The organism is Microterricola viridarii (genome assembly GCF_001542775.1).
GTDB lineage: Bacteria > Actinomycetota > Actinomycetes > Actinomycetales > Microbacteriaceae > Microterricola > Microterricola viridarii_A.
In genome coordinates, this window is the sequence record NZ_CP014145.1 from 1,761,097 (window position 1) to 1,781,336 (window position 20,240).

Sequence of the window (20,240 nt, forward strand, 5' to 3'; positions counted from 1 at the left end):
GGTTGTTCCTTTCATGCGCGTTGTGCGTACTGTGCGGCCAGCAGCCAGGCCAGATAGAGTCCGCCAACGGAGACGGTCACGACGCCGACCGGCACCATCAACAGTTGGGCTGCCATGTCGGAGACCACCACCAGGGCTGCACCGGTGAGCATCACCGGCAGCGTGCTCATGGGGGTGTTGGACCGGGTCAGACGCTGACAGATCTGAGGTGCCGCCAGGGCGATGAATGAGATCGGTCCGGCTGCGGCGGTGACGAGGGCGATCAACGCAACCCCCAGAACCAGAGCGGCCAGCCGCGTTCGCCCCGGTCTGATTCCCAGCGCCGTCGCCGCGTCGTCGCCCATCTCCAGCACGGGAAGGGTGCGGTTCAACGGCAGGGCGGCGACCATCACGACCGCGAAGACGAGGGTGGCGGGAATGAGCTGGTCGAAACCGAGCGAGGCCAGCGACCCGGCACCCCAGGTGGCCGCCATCATTGCCTTCTCGACGCTGACCGAAATGAGGATCCACGAGGTGAGGGAGCCGAGTCCCGCCGAGACGCCGATGCCCACGATGATCAACCGAAAGGAGGACATGGTCTTCGTCGTCGCCAACGCGTACACCAGCAGAGCGGTGATCAGACCGCCGATGAGGGCACCGGCCGCCTTGAACATGTAGGTGTTCAGCTCGAGCACGACCATGGTGAGCGTGACGCCGAATTGGGCACCGATCCCGAAACCGATGATGTCTGGGGAGCCGAGCGGGTTTCGGGTGAGCGATTGGAAGATCCCGCCGGAGAGCGCGAGCGCCATCCCGCAGAGCACGGCGAACAGCACGCGGGGCAGACGCCAATCGAACACGACCTGGCGAGCATCTGGGTCGGATGCGGGGTCGAAGAGGGCGCGCAGCACGGATTCGAGGCTGATGCTGTAGGCCCCGATGGTCATGGAGGTGAGCCCGGCCGCGAGGATCACGACGAGCAACACGGCGCAGACCACGAGTGAGCGAGTCGGGATGAGCGTGGCGATGCGCGCGTTGTCGATCCGCACGTGCTGGCGCCCGAAATCGACTGATTGCTGCTGCTGCACGCTCACAGTCCGCTCGCCTGCTTGCGGCGCACCAGGGCGACGAGCACCGGGGCGCCCAGGATTCCGGTGACGATGCCGACGCGGAGCTCGCCGTTGGGGAGGGCGACTCGGCCCAGGATGTCGGCCAGAAGCAGGAAGGTGGGGCCGACAACCATCGAGTATGCGAGCACCCACCGTTGGTCTGGGCCGGTGAACCAGCGGACCATGTGAGGGATCATGATGCCAACGAAGGCAATGGGGCCCGCGGCCGCGACGCTGGTTCCGGCCAGGAGCGTGACCGCAATCACCACCAGCATCCGGGTGACCCCGACCCGCGCGCCGAGCGCCTGCGCCAGGTCGTCGCCGAGGGCGAGGGCGTTCAGCGATCGGGCACACACGAGGCCGACGAGGAGTCCGGCCGAGATGAGGGGAATCGCCCAGGTGAGCTGGTCCAGGGTGCGCCCGCCGATGGAGCCGACTCCCCAGAACCGCATCACGTCGAGGGTGCCGTGGTTCTGCAACACGATCGCGGTGGTGAACCCGGTGAACGCAGCGCCGAGGGCGACCCCGGCGAGGGTGAGCTTCATGGGCGTGGCGCCCGAAGCTCCGAACGAGCCGAGCCCGTAGACCAGAAGCGTCAGGGCCAGCGCGCCGAAAAGCGCGAACGGCACGTACGAGCCGGGGGTGGTGAGGCCGAGAACGCCGACCGCGAAGGTGACGGCGAAGGAGGCGCCCGCGTTCACCCCGAGGATCCCCGGGTCGGCCAGGGGGTTGCGTGTGAACGCTTGGATGAGCGCGCCGCACACCGCCAGGGCGGCCCCGACCGCGATTCCGAGGATGGTGCGGGGCACACGAAGCTCGAGGACCATCATGTGCAGTGGATTCGCGTCGTCGTACGAGCCGAGCGCGGCGAGAACCGTCATCGGGTCGATGGCACGGGCCCCGATCGCCAGCGAGGCGATCGCGGCAAGCACCAGCACCACACCGGCGGCGAGGAGCCCGAGCAGACGCGACCGGGTGTGCTGGGGAAGACCGCCGAGAGAACGACGGCCTCCCCCACCGATGTTCGAGGCGTCGGCACCGCCACCCGTTGCCGGCTGCGCCAGGAGCGAGCCCGATGCTGACACCTCTCTGATCACTTGCCCGAGATCGTCGGCGTGCCCTGCAGGGCGGCGGCGAGGTCATCGACGTACTTCGGCAGCACGTACTTGAGCGAGAGCACGGTCGGCGCACTGATGGCAGAGGCCTGCGCGTCATCCGCGTAAATGACGTAGGAGTCCGCCGCGATCGGCTCCCAACGTGACACCACCTTGTTCTGCACGGTGTACTCGCCCTCGGCGGCGCTGCTCCCCCACGCCGCGAAGAGGTCGGCCTGCACGTCGTAGAGGTTCTCCAGGCTGACGCCGGTGTACCAGTTGTCGCCCTCGGCGGTGGAGAGGAACTGATCCATTGCGGGAGTGGATGTGAACCCCAGCGCTTCGGTGATGCGCACGCGTGCGTCGTACTCCAGGTAGACGCCGAGCTCCGTTCCGCCCTCGTTCAAGGTCAGGCCCCAGACGAATGTCTTGCCGTCGAACTCCGGGTGCTCATCGGCGAGCGAGCTGACCATCTGCTCCGTCTCACTGATGAGCTGCTCGGCCTTGTCGTCCTCCCACATCGCCTTGCCCACCGTGCGCGTCATGTCCTCCCAGGTGCTGGGATTCCACGGGCCCTCGATGTAGGGGACGGTCGGGGCGATCTCGCTCAGCCGCTCGTATTCGATGTCTGTGATCCCGGAGTACAGTCCCAGGATGAGGTCGGGCTTGAGCGCTTTAATCGCCTCGAAGTTGGGGCCCTCTTCTGCGTACGGGATGATCTCGGGGGTCGAGCCGTACTCGGTCGTGACGAACTCCTCGAACCACGGCTGGAATCCGCTGTCGCCAGCGCCCCACACCTTCTCGACGCCAACCGGGTTGACGCCCAGCGCGGCGACGATATCGGGCGTCATCCAACTGAGAGCGACGATGCGCTCCGGCTTCTTCGGGATGAGAGTGGAGCCGTGGGCGTGTTCGATGACGACACCGGTGCCGGAGTCACCGGAGGACGGCACGGCGTCTGCGGTTGGGGCGCACCCGGACAGGGCGAGGATGGCGGTGAGGGCGACGGCGGCCAGAGCTGAGAGTCGAGCTGCCTTCGGGCGCGCAGGGGCGTGCGGCATGGTTCTCCTTAGAAAGGGGTGGGGGAAGTGTGCCGCGTCGACGCGGCTGAAAGTTAGGTAAACCTAACCTAAGGAACGATGCTAGGCGGGAAAAGTCGGCGAAAGTGTCGCCAAACAGACGAATTCCGCCTCAAATTCGACGGAGCGGCGGCACGCGGCCGTGTGATCGCCAGAAATGTGATCGCCAGAAAGTTGGCGCGCGGGATGCGCGAGTCAGCGCCAGTAGAGGTGGTGCGCAGCGTCGGCTTGCACCCGCGCGACGTGCTGGCGCGGCGTCATCCCGAAGCGATCCTTGAATGCCGCAGAGAAGGCGCTCGTGGTGGAGTAGCCGCAGCGGTGCGCGGCAACCCCGACCGGGGTGCCGTCAACCATCAGCTGTGCCGCCAAGGTCAGGCGCACTCCGGTGCGCCATTGCCCAAAGCTCATGCCGACCTCCTGGCTGAACACGCGGAGCACCGTTCGCTCGTGGAGCCCGTGGGCGGCGACGATCGCCCCCAATGTTCGGGTGTCGCCCGGGTCGGCGAGCACGGCCTGCACGAGCGCGCGCACGCGTTCGTCTGCCGGCAGCGGAACCTCGCCCCACCCGCTCAGCGCGGTCGGCGCTGGCTGGTGGAGCATCTCGATGAGCACAGCCTGGATCCGCACGCGCAGACCTTCGTCCATGTCGTTGATGCCGAGGTGCAGCAGCATCTCCTGCACCGCGCGCGGAACCAGCACCCGCGTGACGGCGCTGACCGGGGAGAGCAGGGCGTCGTCGGGGATGTAGGTGTAGCACCCCGTCGAATCGCGTTCCTGTCGAGTGGTGTGCGCCGTATTCGCGGGGATCCAGACGCCCTGGCCCGGTGCGAGACGCCACATCGATTCCTGCAGGTACACCCACACCGTTCCGCGGTAGCACCAGGCGAGCATTGCGTCGGGGTGCATGTGCGGCGGGGCGATCGCGCGCGATGGGCCCTCGTCGCCGGCTCCCACGCCGGTGGACATGAGATAGGGCGCAACGACCGTGGAAGGGTGCGCCCCGCTCGCGTCCCACTCATCCCGACGGTACGCGTTCACGTGCGCCGCGTCGGAGCCTCGGCACCGCCCTGCCGACCGGTGGGCGTGAAGAGGAAGCGGACGAGCTGTCGCAGCGATTCACCACTGTCGCTCTTCCTGCTGAGGGAGCGCACGATGATGGCACCGAAGATGGCATCGCCGATCTGTTCGATCGGGGCGTCCGCGGGCAGCTGGCCCTCGCGAACCGCGACCGCCAACCGGGCGGTGAGGCTGCGCTCGACGCCCAGGCTCTCGCTCAGCCCGTCGCCCACCGCGGGATCTTCAGCGGCAGCCGCGACGATGGAGCGCACCAGTTCGCCACCGTTGCGGGCTTCGAGGATCGTGAGCACGGTCGTCAGCCAGTGCTCGATGTCGCGCAGCAACTCCCCGGTGTTGGGCACCTCGAATTCGACGAGGAAGAGCCGGCCCTCGGTCAGGCAATCAGCGATCACCGCTCCGCGCGATGACCACCAGCGGTAGATGGTCTGCTTGCCCACTCCGGCCTCGCGGGCAATGCCCTCGATCGTCAGTTTGTCGTAGCCCTGCTCGTGGAACAGCCGCGTTGTCGCGGCGAGTACCGCCTCCCGTGCCGCCGCGCTGCGGACGGGACCGCTTCGGTGTTGGTTCACACTCTCAGGCTAACGGCAGGAACTAGACGAGACGAGGCGTATGATCAAAAAGTCTGAAGGAGATTGATCGCGTGGCTTCACTTCTGTTCCGCCTGGGTTCGTTCGCTGCACGCCGCGCATGGGCGGTGATCGTGGCCTGGGTGGTGATCCTCGGCCTCGCGGTCGGCGCCTTCTTCGCGCTGGGTGGCGCACTGAGCAATAGTTTCGACATCCCGGGAACGGCCTCCGGCGCAGTGACCGAAGAGTTGGCGCAGAAGCTGCCCGCCACGGCCGGCGGCACCGGCACCGTCGTGTACAAGACGACCGACGGATCCCCGTTCACCGACGCGCAGAAGCAGGCCATCTCCGAGGCGGCGAGCAGCGCGAAGAACCTCGACGGCGTCGCAACCGTCATCGACCCGTTCTCCGCCTCCGATCAGCAGGCCGCCCAGGCCCAGAAGATCGCCGACGGTCGCACCCAGTTGGACAACGGGCTCGCCCAACTGGACGCCGGGCAGGCGCAGCTCGACGCGGGAACCGCGCAGCTGGATCAGGCGCAGCAGCAGCTGACCGCCGCGCGTGACCAGGCCGTGGCCGCCGGGGCCGGCGCTGAGCAGCTGGCCGCCCTCGACGCACAACAGGCGCAGCTCGACGCGCAGCGCGCGGCCCTGCAGGCCCAGCAGAAGACGCTGGACACCTCACGGGCCGAGCTGGAAAGCGGAGCGGCGAAGTTGGATCTCGGCACCCAGCTCTTGGCCCTGTCGGACGGCCTCGGCGTCGTGTCGGCCGACGGGTCGACGGCAATCGTGAACGTCTCGTTCACCGAGCCCCGCCTGGAACTCTCCGAAGAGGTGAAGCAGGCAACGATCGACCACTTCGAGAGCACCCCCATCGACGGCGTCGAGGTCAGCTTCGGCACCGACATCGCCCAGGGCGTGCCCCAGATCTTCGGCGTCGGCGAGGCGGTGGGCCTCGTCTTCGCCGCGGTCGTTCTGATCGTGATGCTCGGCTCGCTGCTGGCAGCCGCCCTGCCCATCGTCACCGCCCTCGTCGGTGTCGGCGTCGGCGTGACCGCGTCGTTGGCCTTCTCGGGCGTGGTCGACATGGCCTCGGTCACCCCTGTTCTCGGTGTGATGCTCGGCCTCGCCGTCGGTATCGACTACTCGCTGTTCATCGTCAACCGACACCGCAAACAGATCATCGGCGGCGTGCCCGTGCGCGAATCCATCGGGCTCGCCACCGGCACCTCCGGCACCGCTGTGGTGTTCGCCGGGGCGACGGTCATCGTGGCCCTGCTCGCCCTCAACGTGACCGGGGTACCATTCCTCGGCCTGATGGGCACCGTCGGCGCGGTCTGCGTCGCCGTCGCCGTGCTGGTCGCGATCACCCTCGCGCCCGCCATCCTCGGCCTGCTCGGCCACCGCCTGCTGAGCCGCAAGGCCCGGGCGCGGATGGCCCAGGCATCCGGTTCGGATTCCGGCCAGAGCACCGAGGCGAAGCCTGTGAAGACCGCGAAGCCGGTGAAGCCCCTGTCGACGGTGCGGGCGATCGTCACGGTGCTGGTCAGCGTTGTCGCCCTGCTCATCGTGGCAATCCCGGCACTCTCCATGCGACTCGGGCTCCCGGACGGCTCGAGCGAGCCGGCCGATTCCACCAGCTACCAGGCCTTCCAGACTGTCGGCGACGAGTTCGGGGCCGGCGCCAACGGGCCGCTGCTGGTCACGGCAACGTTCCCAGCCTCGATCCCGGATGAGGAGCTGCTCGCCACCCAGGTCGAGATCGCCCAGGCGCTCTCGGCACAACCCGACGTGGTCGCCGTCGCCCCCATCGCGAACTCCTCCGACAACACCCTGCTCGCCTTCCAGGTGCTGCCGGCCGAGGGCCCGAACAGCGCCTCCACCGAAAAGCTGGTGCAAGACATCCGGGCCATGCCGCCGGTCGGCGGCGACATCGAGCTCGGTGTGGCCGGTCAGGCCGCCACCAACATCGATATCTCCGAGGCGCTCAGCGCGGTGCTGCCGATCTACCTCGTCGTGGTCGTCGGGCTGTCGCTGCTGATCATGATCCTGGTGTTCCGCTCGCTGCTGGTTCCGCTGATCGCGACCGCCGGCTTCGTGCTGTCCCTGTTCGCGACCTACGGGCTGATCGTCGCCGTGTTCCAGTTCGGCTGGGGCGCGGATCTGATCGGCCTGCACAATCCCGGCCCGATCCTGAGCTTCCTGCCGGTCATCCTCGTCGGCATCCTGTTCGGGCTCGCCATGGACTACCAGCTGTTCCTCGCGTCAGGGATGCGGGAGGCCTATGTGCACGGCTCCCCCGCACGGCTCGCGGTCGCCCAGGGCTTCCGCGCCGGCCGGTCGGTCGTGATCGCCGCGGCGCTCATCATGGTCTCGGTCTTCGGCGGCTTCATCTTCTCTGAGTCGACCATCATCCGCTCGATCGGTTTCGGCCTCGCGTTCGGCGTGCTCCTCGATGCCTTCGTGGTGCGGATGCTGCTCATGCCGGCCCTGATGCACCTGCTCGGCGCCTCGGCGTGGTGGATCCCCCGCTGGCTCGACCGCATCCTGCCCAACGTCGACCTGGAGGGCGCGGCGCTGGAACGCGACCACCCGGGCCTGCAGACCGGCGGCGTGCCCACCGCCGTCTAGGGTCGGCCCGCGGTGCCCCGGCTGAACGCCGCGAGGCGCCCCTGCATCTGCCAGTAGGGCGTGGCCGCTGGCGGCTGCCGGCCGTCGCGCAGGGCCACCACGCTGTTGAGCGCCGCGTCGACGGCGGCGCGGTACGGCAGCGAGCCGGAGCTCACCCGCCTGACCCCGAGCTCGGCCAGCTGGGCCACGGTCAGGGTGGGATGCGCCAGCACGTTGACGGGCAGAGGGGTGCCGGCGGTGATGCCCCGGATGTCTTCCGCCTCCGCGACACCGGGCACGAAAATGCCGTCGGCGCCGGCGTCGGCGTATGCCCGGGCGCGGAGCAGGACGGCATCCACCGTGGCCTGTTCGTCGAACCAGAAATTGTCGACCCTGGCGTTGATGAAGACGCCGGGGGCGCGCCGTTTGACGGCGGCAACCTTGTCGGCGAAGGCGGCCGCATCCACCAGATGCCCGGCCACACTGTCCTCCATGTTGACCCCGGCAACGCCCAGCTCCGCCAACTCGGCGACGAATTCCGCAACCTCGGCGGGGTCGTTGGAGTAGCCGTCCTCGATGTCCACCGTCACGTAGACGGGCAGGCGGCAGAGCTGCGCAGCCAGAACGGCGGTGGCCGCCTGGCCGGAGCCGTCCCCGTCCGGGCGTCCGGCGCTGGCCGCGACGCCGAAACTGGTGGTGCCGATGGCGGCGAATCCCGCATCTGCGAAGGCGAGGGCGGAGCCCAGATCCCACGCGTTGGGTAGCAGGAGCGGAGTATCGGCGAAGTGGAGCTCCCGAAAAGTGGCCATAGCCATTCCTACCCCGTGCGGGCTTGTCGCACCACATCGAGAACGGCCGCGGAGACGAGCGCCGACCGCTCAACGTGAATGCCGTGAATGCCGTGACCACCGTGGGTGTCGGTGATGTAAGTGGCGTGCCAGGCCGGGGTGAGGGTGCCATGCGGCGCGGGCACGCTCGGCTGCTGGTTAGACTCCCCTCACCGTCAAGGAGATGCCATGGCCAGCGAGCAAGACGTTCCTGCCGAGCGGCGCGCAGCAGCGCTCCTCCACCAGCTTCACGAGGAGGGCGACCCTCACGTTCGCGCCGAACTCGGCAGCCGCTACGGCATCCACACCGATCGGGCGGTCGGAATGGGCATGGCCAGAATGAAGGCCATCGCCGCACCGCTCGCCCCGGACCACGAACTCGCCGCCGCCCTCTGGGGCTCCGGGCTCTACGAGGCGCGCACAATCGCCGCGCACGTCGACGACCCCGCCCAGGTCGACGTCTCCCAGATGAACGAGTGGTGCGCAGACTTCGACAGCTGGGCACTGGTCGACACTGTCTGCTTCACGCTGTTCGACAAAGCCCCCGATGCCTGGGTGATGGTCGAGCCGTGGGCCGCCAGCGACCGCGAGTTCACGAAGCGCGCCGGTTTCTCGCTGCTGTGGGCTCTCGCCCTGCACGACAGGAGCGCTGCCGACCAACGCTTCACGGATGCGCTCGCGCTGGTCGAGAAGAACGCCGGTGATCCGCGCCCCCTCGTCGGCAAGGCGCAAACCATGGCACTGCGGGCGATCGCACTGAAACGGCCGGGCGCCCGCGCACAGTTGGAGGACCTCGTTCGACGACTCGCGACGAGCGAGGACGCACCGACCCGGCGGGTGGTGCGCCCAATCCTGAAACTGTTGGCCGACGGCTAACGCCCCACCAGTCCGAGGTGGTGCGCGTTGTAGCGGGCGCCGTGCACCTCGAGGCGTTGCGTGAGCGCGTCCAGGTCCGCCAGCTCATCAGCCGACAGCGCGACCGCCGTGGAACCGGCGTTCTCCTGGATGCGGGCGGCACGCCGGGTGCCGGGGATCGGCGCGATCCAGGGCTGCTGGGCGAGCAGCCAGGCCAGGGCGATCTGGCCGGGGGTGGCGCCCTTGCTCTGGGCGAGTGCTGCCACGTGCTCAACGATGGCCAGGTTGGCGGCGCGGTTGTCCTCAGAGAACCGCGGGATCGTCGCCCGCACGTCGCCCGCGGCGAAGACCGTGCCGGCATCCACGGTTCCGGTGAGGAACCCCTTGCCGAGCGGGCTGAACGGCACGAGACCGATGCCGAGCTCGGCGAGGGTGGGCAACACCTCGGCCTCTGGGTCGCGGGTCCACAGCGAGTACTCGCTCTGCAGCGCGGTCACCGGGAACACCGCGTGGGCCCGGCGGATGGTCTGCGCGCCTGCTTCTGAGAGCCCGAAATGCTTGACCTTGCCCTCCTGCACCAGCTCGCCGACGACGCCGGCGACGTCTTCGATCGGAACGGCCGGGTCGACCCGGTGCTGGTAGAACAGATCGATCACGTCGGTGCGCAGCCGCTTCAGCGAGGCCTCCGCCACGCGACGGATCTGCTCCGGCCGGCTGTCCAACCCGCCCTGGCCGCCCTCGATATCGAAGCCGAACTTGGTCGCGATGACGACCTGCTCGCGGAGCGGCGCGAGAGCCTCGCCGACGAGTTCCTCGTTGACGTAGGGGCCGTAGACCTCTGCGGTGTCGAACAAGGTGACTCCGAGCTCGACCGCCGAGCGGATGACGCCGATCATGTCGTCACGGGTTCCAGGGTTCGGCCCGTAGCTCTGCGACATGCCCATGCAGCCCAGGCCGACGGCCGATACCTCAAGTCCTTGTCCCAGTGTGCGGATGTGCATCGTCATTCCCCTGTCTTGCGTTGTGTGCGTGATTTCGACGCTACGCGAAGCCCTTCGAGGCTGGGAGGCCCTGTCAGTACACCTCTCGACAGCCCCTCTCGACAACACCTCTCGACAACGCCTCTCTGGGGGCGCGGCTGACGCGCCGCCACGGCTCAATCTGAATGTGACGCCGGCGATGGCCGCCGCCCGACCAGGCCACCTCCGATAATGAGGATCCGGCGGCCAGCCGACCCTATCCGTCGCGCGACCGCGCGCATACGCTCAAGGCATGACAGCTTCGGACACACCCGGCCTGGCTCGCGCACCGTACAGAAAGACCTCGCTGACCGCGGGAATCCTGTACGTCCTCACCTTCATTTCGATCCCGACCCTCGCCCTGTACGGGCCGGTCAAGGGCACCGACTACGTGCTGGGGGCTGGCCCAGACACCGGGGCAATCACCGGCGGGCTGCTGGAGATCACGATCGCCCTCGCCGGCATCGGCACCGCCGTCGTGCTGTTCCCCATCCTCAAGAAGCAGAATGAGGCGGCCGCGCTGGACCTCGTGGCCGCCCGAATCCTGGAATCCAGCACCATCTTCGTTGGCGTCGCGTTCATCCTCACCGTGGTGACGCTGCGGCAGGGCGGGGCCGGCGCAGACGCGTTGATCACGAGCAGCACCCTCGTCGCGCTCTACGACCGCATCTTCCTGCTCGGGCAGAGCTTCATGCCGGCCGTCTGCGACCTGATCCTGGGCATCCTGCTCTACCAGTCACGCCTGGTGCCCCGGGTTCTCGCCGTCATCGGGATCGTCGGTGCCGGCGCCCTGCTCATCGGCTACCTCGCCGTCATGACCGGTCTTATCGGGCAGCACGACCCGGCCGCGGCACTGTCCGCGCTCCTCGTCGCGGTGTTCGAGCTGGCGCTCGGCATCTGGCTCATCGTCAAGGGCTTCAACGCCCAGGCGGTGCGGGCCCTCGAGGCGCGGCAGCACGGAACGGATGCCGCCGGCTGACCCACTGCCCGATCGGCGGATGGCGCCAGAGATACAGTGGTGCTGTGGCCCGCCGGCTCGCACGGGCAGGCTGCCCCATTGCTGGGACGAACCCTCACTCCGGAAGCGTGGTCGTGATGCCGAACGAAACCGACATGACCAGGGCAGCCGATGACGCGTTCCTGCAGGACGCCGCGATCGTCGCGGCCCGGTTAGGCGTCGATCTGGAGACCGGCCTGTCGGACGCGGAGGCCGCCCGCCGGCTCGCCGCCGACGGCCCGAACGAGCTGCGCGGCACACCGCCCGTCCCGATGTGGCGCAAGGTCCTGGCGCAGTTCCAAGACCCGCTGATCTACCTGCTGCTCGCCGCCGTGGTGGTCTCTCTCGTGGCCTGGTTCGTCGAGGGCGCCCACGGCGCGCCCGTCGACGCCATCGTGATCGCCGCCATCGTCATCCTGAACGCGATTCTCGGCTACACCCAGGAGGCGAAGGCCGCGGATGCCGTCGCCGCCCTCAGCAAGATGACCGCCGCGACATCCACCGTGCTGCGCGGTGGCGAGCGCAAGAGCGTGCCGTCCAGCGAGCTGGTGCGCGGCGACGTGCTGGTGCTCGGCGAGGGCGACGCCGTCGGGGCGGATGCCCGGCTGTTCTTCGCCAGCGCGCTGCGCGTGCAGGAGGCGTCGCTGACCGGCGAGAGTGCCGCGGTCATCAAGAGCCCGGCCACGCTGGCGGCCCCCGCACCGCTCGGCGACCGCACCGACATGGTCTTCAAAGGCACCGCGGTGGCGCAGGGCGTCGGCCGCGCCATCGTCACCGAGGTCGCCATGGCGACCGAGATGGGCGCGATCGCTGAGATGCTCGACGCGACCGTCGAAGACCCGACGCCGCTGCAGAACGAGATCAAGCTGATCAGCAAGGCGCTCGGCATCATCGTCGTGATCGTCGCGCTGGTGGTGATGATCACCGTCATCCTGATCCAGGGCATCACGGACCCGGCCGATCTCGTGGTCGTGCTGCTGCTCGGTGTCTCCCTCGCCGTGGCCGCGGTACCGGAGGGCCTGCCCGCGATCCTCTCGGTGATCCTGGCGATCGGCGTGCAGCGGATGGCCAAGCGCAACGCGGTCGTGAAGAAGCTCAGCTCGGTGGAGGCGCTCGGCTCCGCCTCGGTGATCTGCACCGACAAAACGGGCACGCTGACCCGGAATGAGATGACCATCGAACGGGTCGTCACCGCCTCGGGCCAGGCCGAGGTCACTGGCGTCGGGTACCGCCCGGAGGGCGCGGTGTACGGCGAGGACGGCCAGCTCTCCGGCGCACAGCACTTCGAGGTGCAGCTGGTGCTCGGCGCGGGAACACTCGCCAACGACGCCCAACTCACCGAGCACGATGGCGAATGGCAGATCCAGGGCGACCCGACCGAGGCTGCTTTCCTCGTGGCCGCGCGCAAGCTGGACGGCACCGCCAGTCGGTTGGACCGGTTCGAGCGGCGCGCGGAGATCCCGTTCACCTCGGAACGCAAGATGATGTCGACGCTGCACCAGGAGCGGCCGGACGGTGCCCACGTGCTGTTCAGCAAGGGCGCCCCCGACGTGCTGCTGGAGCGCTGCACCCGGCTGCAGGTGGGCGAGACGACGGTGCCGCTCACCGACGAGCTGCGCCGGCGGGCACAGGATGACGTGCAGGCGCTGTCCGCACAGGCCTTCCGCACCCTGGGCGTGGCCTATCGCACGGTGGATGCCGTCGACCCGGCCGCCGAGGTCGACCCGTCGCTCGAGCAGGAGCTCATCTACGTGGGTGTCGTCGGGATCATCGACCCCCCGCGGGTCGAGGCCGCGGATGCCATCGCCGAGGCGCACCGGGCCGGCATCCGCGTCATCATGATCACCGGCGATCACCCGGCCACCGCCGTGCGGATCGCTGCCGACCTCGGCATCGTCGAGCCGTCGGCCCGTGCGCTCACCGGCGCCGAGCTCGACACGCTGGACCCCGAGCAGCTGCGGGCCGTCACCCGCGAGGTGTCGGTGTACGCCCGGGTCTCGCCCGAGCACAAGCTGCGCCTCGTCGACGCACTGCAGTCGGATGGGCAGATTGTGTCGATGACGGGCGACGGCGTGAACGACGCCCCAGCGCTGAAGTCCGCCGATATCGGCGTCGCGATGGGCATCACCGGCACCGAGGTGACGAAGGAGGCGGCGCGGATGATCCTCGCCGACGACAACTTCGCCACCATCATCGCGGCCGTCCGGCAGGGCCGGGTGATCTTCGACAACATCAGGAAGTTCCTGCGCTACCTGCTCTCCTCCAATGTCGGCGAGGTGCTCACCGTGTTCCTCGGCGTCGTCTTCGCTGGGCTGATCGGTCTGAACGACGCGAGCAACGAGGGGCTCGTGCTGCCGCTGCTGGCCACCCAGATCCTGTGGATCAACCTGATCACCGACTCCACCCCGGCGCTCGCGATGGGCGTCGACCCCGAGGTGGACGACGTGATGGCCAGACGCCCACGCAAACTCACCGACAGCGCGATCGACGGGCGCATGTGGGGCGGCATCCTCTCTGTCGGTCTGGTGATGGCGCTGGTGACGCTGTTCGGCATCGACATGTTCCTGCCCGGCGGCCTCGTCGAGGGCAGCGACAGCCTCGAGGTCGCCCGCACGGTCGGCTTCACCACGCTCGTCTTCGCCCAGTTGTTCAACGCGTTCAACGCCCGCTCCGAGACGAGCAGCGCGTTCCGCAAGCTGTTCTCGAACAAGTGGCTGTGGGGCTCTGTCGCGCTGGGCGTGCTGTTGCAGATCGCCGTCGTCGAACTCCCGTTCCTGCAGGTGGCCTTCGGCACGGCCTCCCTGGACCTGGCCCACTGGGGCGCCTGCGTGGCGCTCGGATCCGTCGTGCTCTGGTACGACGAGATCCGCAAGATCATCCTGCGGGCGGTCGGCAGGCGGCACTCGGGAGAGTCGGCGCGTTAGTCGGCCGCTGTGATATCGGCGGCCGTGATGTCGGGGGCCGCGATCTCGAGGGCCGTGATGTCGATGGCCTGCACGAGGGGCGTCTTGAGACCGATCACCTGGATCTCACAGAGCAGGGTGCCCCTCTCGCACTGGATGCCCCAGCTCAGTGCGCTGCCGTTCGCGCCGTTGCGGGTGCGGTCGCCCAGCGGCGCCTGGACTGTTGCGATCGCTCCGAGCGTCTCCAGCAGCTCGGCCACCCGCCGCTTCCGGATGTCGGCAGGCAGGTCGAGCAGTACGTTGTCGGCGAAGACGGCGGCGATCGTGTCGAGCGGCTCGTCCGCACGGAGTGCCGCATCGATCGTCGCCGCGTGCTCGAGGACTTCCGGCCACGGCTGCGCCAGGTCCGCCCCCACGCCCAGCCCGGCGAGCACGGCCGGGAGGCAGCGGGAGGCGAGTCGCTCGGCACCGAACTCATCGGAATTCCCGAACACGACCACGCCCAGACCTGTCTGAGCGTGCCACCGCATGTGTGACGAGAATCCGGGGAGGCCGCCCGAGTGTTGCACGATGCGGCCATGGCGGCGATCGTGTTCGACCACGAGCCCCATGCCGTAGCCCTGTGCACTGAGGTCTTTGTCCGTGCGGCACGCATCAATCGGGAAAACGGTGTGCACCCGCTGCAGCTCCCGTCTGCTGGCCGCCGCGAGCACATCGCTGTGCGTCGGGGCCTCGCCGAAGGCCGAGGCGAGGAAGGAAGCCCAGGCGGCGACATCATCGAGCGTGCTGAACAGCGCGCCGATGCAGGCGAGCGCGCCGGAGCCCACGTAGGGCTCCTCCGCGAAGATCGTCCCGCCGTCAAAGGTGCGATAACCCCGCGCGAGCGCCTCGGCCTCCAGATAGTCGGACGCCCGATATCTCGTGTTTACCAGGCCGAGCGGTTCGAGAAAGCGGCGTGCCACCTCGTGCTCGATCGTTCGCCCGGTGACGGCCTCGATCGCCCGACCGACGAGTGACATTCCGAGGTTGGAGTACTGGTAGCGCTCGCCGGGTTCCGCCGTGAGGCGGAAGCCATCGCTCGCAAGCAGTGCGATCTCCTCGCGCGAGGCGCCCAGCATCCTGTCGCCCCAGGCGTTGTCCTCCGGCATCCCGGAGCAATTGCTGAGGAGCTGACGCAGCGTGACCTCTGCCTCGCTGCCATCGAAGAGGAAGCGCGCTCCGGGAACGTACTCAGCGATCGCTCGATCAAGATCGAGTAGGCCGTCGTCTCGCAGGCCAAGCGCCGTCGCCGCCAGGAAGCTCTTTGACATCGAGGCGATCCTGAAGACGGTGTCGCGCTCGGTCGCGACCCCGTTGCGTCGAGGTTCGCCGACGCCGCGCCAGGCGATCAGACCGTTCCGGTCAAAGACCGCGGCGAGTGCGGCCGGCGCGGTGCGCAGATCGTGGGCGCTGAAGGCCGCAGCCAGCGCGCTCTCGGCCACGCGCACGGTCTCAGCGCGGGGAGAGTCGAGCCTCTGTTCCGCGTGCTGTGCGGTCACAGGGTGACCAGGGCGCGCGCGCGAACCTCGTCCCCGAAGGCCTCGATCAGCAGCCTGCTGGCGCGCGTGTTCTCCTCGTCGGCTGCATCGGCCGTGGCGATGAGCGCCGCGACGTCGTACCCCTCGCCGCGGAGGGCGGCGTCGTCCCAGGTCGCAAGGTTTGCGGCCGCCGCCTCGGGGTGGAACTGCACCCCGCGCACGTGCGAGCCGATCACGAAGGCCTGGTTCCGCACCGCGTCGCTACTGGCCAACAGCACCGCACCGGTCGGCAGCCGGGTGATCTGGTCCTCATGGTTCTCGATCATCGGGGCGCACGTGCCGAGCGCAGACAGCACAGGGTCGTTCCTGCCCTCCGGCGTGGCACGGATGACGGTGCTGCCGCGCTCCTTCTCGCCGAAGCAGGCCCGCACCTCCCCGCCCGCGACGTCGGCGATGATCTGGGCGCCGAGGCAGATGCCGAGCGTCGGCAGATCCAGCTCGATGGCCTGCTCGGTGAGCCGGCGCTCGTCGTGCAACCAGGCGGCCTTCTCGTAGTCGTCCGGCATGAGGCCGCCGCCGAGGAGCACGAGACCGTCGAAACCCTCAAGCGAGTCGGGAAGGCCGTCTTCTCCGAGCCTCTCCACGACGTCAATGCCCTGCGCGGCGAGCCACGCGCCGAGGCGCCTGGGCCCGGAGCTCGCCGAGTTCACCACTGCGAGTACGCGGGGAGAAGCTGCCACGGTCAACCTGCCTTCTGAATCGTCGTGTCGATCGCCGGCACGATGGCCAATGCTTCCGGCTCCCCGGCGTGACCGCTGAGGAAGCGGGTGTAGTCGGCATCGGATGCCCCGAGCACACGGAGCACATTCTCTGAGCCGAGGCCCCGCAGCTCGCCATCCGACCAACCGCGCCGCTCCAACTCGGCAAACAACGCGGGATAGCCGGCGACATCGCACAGGCCGAACGGCATCGCATCGGTGCCGTCGTAGTCGGCGCCGAGGCCCACGGCGTGCACGCCCGCCACATCGCGGATGTGATCGAGGTGGTCGGCGACCTCTGCAACGCCGACAGGCGGCGGTTCACCTTCCTCTCCGGCTTCGACCCACAGGCGGCGCTCCTCCGAGAGGAAGGAGGGCACGAAGGCGAGCATCACGACGCCGTCGCCGTCGCCGATGGCCCGCAGCACGTCATCCGGAACGTTGCGCGCGTGATTGCAGCGCTCCCAGGCACCAGAATGGCTGACCAGGACGGGTCGTCTGCTCTCGTCGAGGGCATCGCGCATGGTGGCCGGGGCGACGTGCGCCAGGTCGACGAGCATCCCGATCCGGTTCATCTCCCGCACGACCCCTCGACCGAATGCGGTCAGCCCGTTGTGCCGCGCCGTGTCGGTCGCCGAATCCGCCCAGTCGGTGGTGCGCGACCAGGTCAGAGTCATATAGCGGGCGCCGAGGCGCGCGTACTGGCGGAGCGTTGCCAGCGAGTTGTTCAGCTGCTCACCGCCCTCGACGCCGATCAGCGAGGCGATTCGGCCGTCGGCCATCGCCGCGCGCACCTCGGCCGCGGTACGCGTCAGGCGCAGCTGCTCGGGATACGCGGCGACGAGTCGCTGCACGAAGTCGATCTGTTCAAGCGTCGCGACCACCTGCTCGGCGCCCCGCAGCTCTGGATCGACCCAGACCGACCAGAACTGGCCGGCCACGCCGCCGGCTGCGAGCCGGGGCAGATCGGTGTGCAGCGCCGGGGCACCGCCGTCGAGCCCAGCGACCGAGTAGCCTCGGGTTTCGCGGCAGGCCCAGGCCAGATCGTTGTGCCCGTCGATCACCGGATAGCGCGGTGCTGCCGAGGCGCTCATCGCTCTGCTCCGGCGAGCTCGGCGACGGAGGCCGAGTCGAAGACCCGGATAGCCTCGTGCGCAATGCGATCGGTGTCGACCACGAAGCCGAGGCCGGGTGTGCTCGGTACCGTGACCCGGCCGCCGCGCGCCCGGATCGGCGGGTCGATGATGTCGTGCTCGTAGTACTTGTCTGAACCGGAGACGTCGGAGGGGAAGAGGAAGTTGGGCAGGGAGGAGATCGCGAGGTTGATCGCGCGCCCGACACCGAATTCGTGCATGCCTCCGCACCACACGGGCACCCCGGCATTCGCGGCGATGTCGTGCGCGCGTCGCGCTTGACTGAGGCCGCCCATCCTGGAGACCTTGATGTTGAGCACCCGCCCGGCGTCCAGACGCAGCATCGTTTCCAGGTCCGCGACGGAGACAATGGATTCGTCGAGGCAGACCGGCGTCTCGATCCGCTGCTGCAGCTCGGCATGCGCCAGGAAGTCGCGCTGCTCAAACGGCTGCTCGATCATGGTCAGGCCGAAGCCGTCCAGCGCACGGAAGACGGCGAGGGAGTCCGTGTCGTTGGGGTACGCGCCGTTGGCATCGACGTGCAGTTCGACGGTGGGGAACGCCGCGCGGACTGCGGCGACGGCCGCGACATCCCAGCCGGGGGCGATCTTGAGCTTCACCCGGCCATAGCCCGCCTGCAGCTGCGCGCTGACCTGCTCGAGCAACGCGTCGATGTTGGCCTCGATGCCGAGGGAGACGCCCGTGGCCACGTCACTGCGGGTGCCGCCGAGGGCGGCCGCGAGCGACACTCCCTGCCGCCGGGCGTGCAGGTCCCACGCCGCGCCGGAGAATCCGGCCTTGGCGAACTCGTGGCCGCGCACCTTCGCCCACCCTGCCTCGAGCGTTTCCGGGAGTTCCCAGCCCGCGCCGAGCACCCGCGGCACCAGATAGCGGGTCGCGATGTACCAGGCCGTCTCTGTGGTCTCTGCGCAGTAGAACGGATCGCTCGGTGACGCGATCTCGCCCCAGCCGATGGCACCGTCGGCATCCGTCAGCTCGACCAGGACATGTTCGATGCCCGACTTCCTGTGCGAACTCGTCTCAAAGCTGTGCAGGAGCGGGAGTCGGAAGTCGAAGAGCCTGACGCGCTCAATTCTCACGACGGCTCCTCTGGTTGAACGTTCTCTGGGTGATGGCCCTCTGTGTGGTAGAGCCCGAGTTCCGCCGCGTAGCGGTCGCGGCCGGCGAGCCGGCGCCTGGCGCCCTTGGCGCTGGCCGTGGTGAGCGCGCTGAGCAGGTGGCAGACGGCGGCCACGGCGGTGGGCGAGTCTGCATAGGAGGCCGAACCCGTGTGCACCCGGATCAGCGCGCTGGCGAGCCCGGCGAGCGGGGCCTGTTCGCTGTCGGTGATGACGACGAGTTGGCCGCCCGCCTCGTGGAAGAGGCGACCGAGCCGGATTGTCTCCGCCCGGTAGCGGCGCATCGAGAAGACGATGAGCACATCGCTTGAGCGCACATCGGTGAGCACGGTGAGCGGCGACAGGCCACGGCCGTCGATCACGAACACATTCGACAGCGTGGTCGAGAGGTCGGCGTTCAGCAGCTGGGCGTAGGCGGCGCCCTTTCCCTCGCCGCCGATGTAGCGCCGGCGTGCGCCCAGAATGAGCGCGGCGGCCCGTGGAATCTCACCGCTCGCGCTGAGTTCTTCCAGCGTGAGCGCGAGCGAGCGCATCTCACTCTCGATGACCCGGGCCTGGAGGGTCTCGGCTGAGAAGTTCGCCCGCAATCGTTCACCGTAGCGATCCTGCGGGGACTCGAGCGAGCGAGCCCGCTCGCTCTCGGTGATGCTCGCCGCACGATCGATCATGCGATGTCCTTCCCTCTGCGCGGAACCGCGCGATACGCCGCGGTGTCGTCGTTGATTCTGGTGCAGCCGACCAGCACACGGCCAGAGGCGAACGTCTCGGAGAGCGTTCCGGCCAGCCGCGACTGCAGCCGCGTGGTGTCGTCGGATGGTGCCTGCACCTCTGCGGGGATCGTGATCCAGACGTCGTCACCGTCTGGGCTGGCCGTTCCCCAGTCGCTCCGGCCGAGCACGGGCGCACACGCGGCGTCCTTCTGCGCGCACCGCGTCTCGTGCGTCTTCGTGGTTCCCAGGGGCTGCTGCGCCTCGCCGAGCTGCCACTCGACGAGGATGCGGTCGGTGCCCGCCCGTGCGTAGTAGTCGGGCAGATAGTCGATCCCGACCGCACCGAGCGATTCGAGGTTGAAGTGTGCGTTGCGCGCAAGGATCGGGTCGAATGTCCACCGCATGGTGCTGTGCCCCCACTGCTTGGCAACCTCGGCCTGCAGCAGCTTCAGAGTGCGCCCGACGCCGCGGCCCTGGAACCGGGGATCGACCGTCGCGGCCTGGGAGTAGTGAAACTCGGTGCCGTCCCGGTCTCGTCCGGCGAAGCCGTAGGCGAATCCGATGAGTTCGTCCTGGGCGGTGAAGACGCCGACCGCCGAGCCGCCGTTCTGGCTGAGCGCGCTCAAGAGGTTGGGGTTGAGGGCGAACTCCGGGGCCTCGTACTGAAAGACGGTGACGTAGAGTGCGGCCGCGGCCCGGAATTCGCCGTACCCCTGCAGCTCACGCCCGAGCAAGCGCTGCGCGGTGCTCCCGTCCGCCGAAGATTCGACGGGCCGATCAAACAGCAAGGGTGAAATCATACGTTTCCTATATCTCGCACATTCTTCGTGAATAGGACGACACTATAAGGGGGTTGTGCGCTTAGCAAG

General features: G+C 68.6%; 18 protein-coding genes. 4 read left to right on the forward strand and 14 right to left on the reverse strand.

Going from position 1 to position 20,240, the window contains the following annotated elements; genetic code table 11:
* Window positions 1-11: 11 nt before the first annotated feature.
* The 5 genes from AWU67_RS08155 to AWU67_RS08175 form a co-directional block, all read right to left on the reverse strand.
* The gene (locus tag AWU67_RS08155) at window positions 12-1,073 is read right to left on the reverse strand and encodes a FecCD family ABC transporter permease (RefSeq protein ID WP_067227749.1); all 1,062 of its coding nucleotides are present in this window, start codon (window positions 1,071-1,073) and stop codon (window positions 12-14) included.
* A complete protein-coding gene (locus AWU67_RS08160) occupies window positions 1,070-2,173 on the reverse strand; it encodes a FecCD family ABC transporter permease (protein WP_234407396.1) in 1,104 nt (367 codons plus the stop codon). Before AWU67_RS08160 ends, AWU67_RS08155 begins: the two co-directional genes overlap by 4 nt.
* An 8-nt stretch (window positions 2,174-2,181) precedes the next feature.
* Window positions 2,182-3,243 carry an ABC transporter substrate-binding protein gene (locus AWU67_RS08165; RefSeq protein ID WP_067227751.1) on the reverse strand — a complete coding sequence of 354 codons (1,062 nt, stop codon included), beginning with the start codon at window positions 3,241-3,243 and terminating at the stop codon, window positions 2,182-2,184.
* A 213-nt stretch (window positions 3,244-3,456) separates the two neighbouring features.
* On the reverse strand, window positions 3,457-4,227 hold the full coding sequence (locus AWU67_RS08170) for a helix-turn-helix transcriptional regulator (protein ID WP_234407397.1): 771 nt from the start codon (window positions 4,225-4,227) through the stop codon (window positions 3,457-3,459).
* A 68-nt stretch (window positions 4,228-4,295) separates the two neighbouring features.
* The gene (locus tag AWU67_RS08175; RefSeq protein WP_067227755.1) at window positions 4,296-4,907 is read right to left on the reverse strand and encodes a TetR/AcrR family transcriptional regulator; all 612 of its coding nucleotides are present in this window, start codon (window positions 4,905-4,907) and stop codon (window positions 4,296-4,298) included.
* 71 nt (window positions 4,908-4,978) lie between these two features.
* On the opposite strand from AWU67_RS08175, the gene AWU67_RS08180 reads away from it, so the two are divergent.
* Complete coding sequence (locus tag AWU67_RS08180) at window positions 4,979-7,534, forward strand: MMPL family transporter (RefSeq protein ID WP_067227757.1); 2,556 nt, start codon at window positions 4,979-4,981, stop codon at window positions 7,532-7,534.
* Here AWU67_RS08180 and AWU67_RS08185 read toward each other — a convergent pair.
* Window positions 7,531-8,322 (reverse strand): isocitrate lyase/PEP mutase family protein, encoded by a 792-nt coding sequence (locus AWU67_RS08185; protein ID WP_067227760.1) that lies wholly within the window; start codon window positions 8,320-8,322, stop codon window positions 7,531-7,533. The two genes, AWU67_RS08180 and AWU67_RS08185, sit on opposite strands and share 4 nt — an antisense overlap.
* 8 nt (window positions 8,323-8,330) lie before the next feature.
* Window positions 8,331-8,486, reverse strand: coding sequence for a hypothetical protein (locus AWU67_RS17345; RefSeq protein ID WP_160329734.1), 156 nt, complete (start codon window positions 8,484-8,486; stop codon window positions 8,331-8,333).
* Between the two features lie 43 nt (window positions 8,487-8,529).
* Between AWU67_RS17345 and AWU67_RS08190 the strand changes: the two genes are divergently transcribed.
* The gene (locus AWU67_RS08190; protein WP_067227763.1) at window positions 8,530-9,216 is read left to right on the forward strand and encodes a DNA alkylation repair protein; all 687 of its coding nucleotides are present in this window, start codon (window positions 8,530-8,532) and stop codon (window positions 9,214-9,216) included.
* Here AWU67_RS08190 and AWU67_RS08195 read toward each other — a convergent pair.
* Window positions 9,213-10,196, reverse strand: a complete 984-nt coding sequence (locus tag AWU67_RS08195) for an aldo/keto reductase (protein ID WP_067232375.1) — start codon at window positions 10,194-10,196, stop codon at window positions 9,213-9,215. The two genes, AWU67_RS08190 and AWU67_RS08195, sit on opposite strands and share 4 nt — an antisense overlap.
* Before the next feature lie 271 nt (window positions 10,197-10,467).
* Between AWU67_RS08195 and AWU67_RS08200 the strand changes: the two genes are divergently transcribed.
* Window positions 10,468-11,193 carry a DUF4386 domain-containing protein gene (locus AWU67_RS08200; RefSeq protein ID WP_067227766.1) on the forward strand — a complete coding sequence of 242 codons (726 nt, stop codon included), beginning with the start codon at window positions 10,468-10,470 and terminating at the stop codon, window positions 11,191-11,193.
* 116 nt (window positions 11,194-11,309) lie between these two features.
* Window positions 11,310-14,135, forward strand: a complete 2,826-nt coding sequence (locus AWU67_RS08205; protein ID WP_067232379.1) for a cation-translocating P-type ATPase — start codon at window positions 11,310-11,312, stop codon at window positions 14,133-14,135.
* Here the strand turns inward: AWU67_RS08205 and AWU67_RS08210 are convergent.
* From AWU67_RS08210 to AWU67_RS08235, 6 genes are read right to left on the reverse strand one after another with little or no spacing between them, the layout of a single operon-like run.
* A complete protein-coding gene (locus AWU67_RS08210; protein WP_234407398.1) occupies window positions 14,132-15,595 on the reverse strand; it encodes a serine hydrolase domain-containing protein in 1,464 nt (487 codons plus the stop codon). The genes AWU67_RS08205 and AWU67_RS08210 overlap by 4 nt on opposite strands.
* A gap of 53 nt (window positions 15,596-15,648) precedes the next feature.
* Window positions 15,649-16,371: a type 1 glutamine amidotransferase gene (locus AWU67_RS08215; RefSeq protein ID WP_067227768.1), complete on the reverse strand. Its 723-nt coding sequence runs from the start codon at window positions 16,369-16,371 to the stop codon at window positions 15,649-15,651.
* A gap of 2 nt (window positions 16,372-16,373) precedes the next feature.
* The gene (locus tag AWU67_RS08220) at window positions 16,374-17,483 is read right to left on the reverse strand and encodes a dipeptidase (RefSeq protein ID WP_067227770.1); all 1,110 of its coding nucleotides are present in this window, start codon (window positions 17,481-17,483) and stop codon (window positions 16,374-16,376) included.
* On the reverse strand, window positions 17,480-18,622 hold the full coding sequence (gene menC, locus AWU67_RS08225; protein ID WP_067227772.1) for an o-succinylbenzoate synthase: 1,143 nt from the start codon (window positions 18,620-18,622) through the stop codon (window positions 17,480-17,482). The genes AWU67_RS08220 and menC overlap by 4 nt, the downstream gene beginning before the upstream one ends.
* Window positions 18,619-19,329: a MurR/RpiR family transcriptional regulator gene (locus AWU67_RS08230; RefSeq protein ID WP_067227774.1), complete on the reverse strand. Its 711-nt coding sequence runs from the start codon at window positions 19,327-19,329 to the stop codon at window positions 18,619-18,621. Before AWU67_RS08230 ends, menC begins: the two co-directional genes overlap by 4 nt.
* Window positions 19,326-20,171 carry a GNAT family N-acetyltransferase gene (locus tag AWU67_RS08235; protein ID WP_067227777.1) on the reverse strand — a complete coding sequence of 282 codons (846 nt, stop codon included), beginning with the start codon at window positions 20,169-20,171 and terminating at the stop codon, window positions 19,326-19,328. Before AWU67_RS08235 ends, AWU67_RS08230 begins: the two co-directional genes overlap by 4 nt.
* Between the last annotated feature and the right edge of the window lie 69 nt (window positions 20,172-20,240).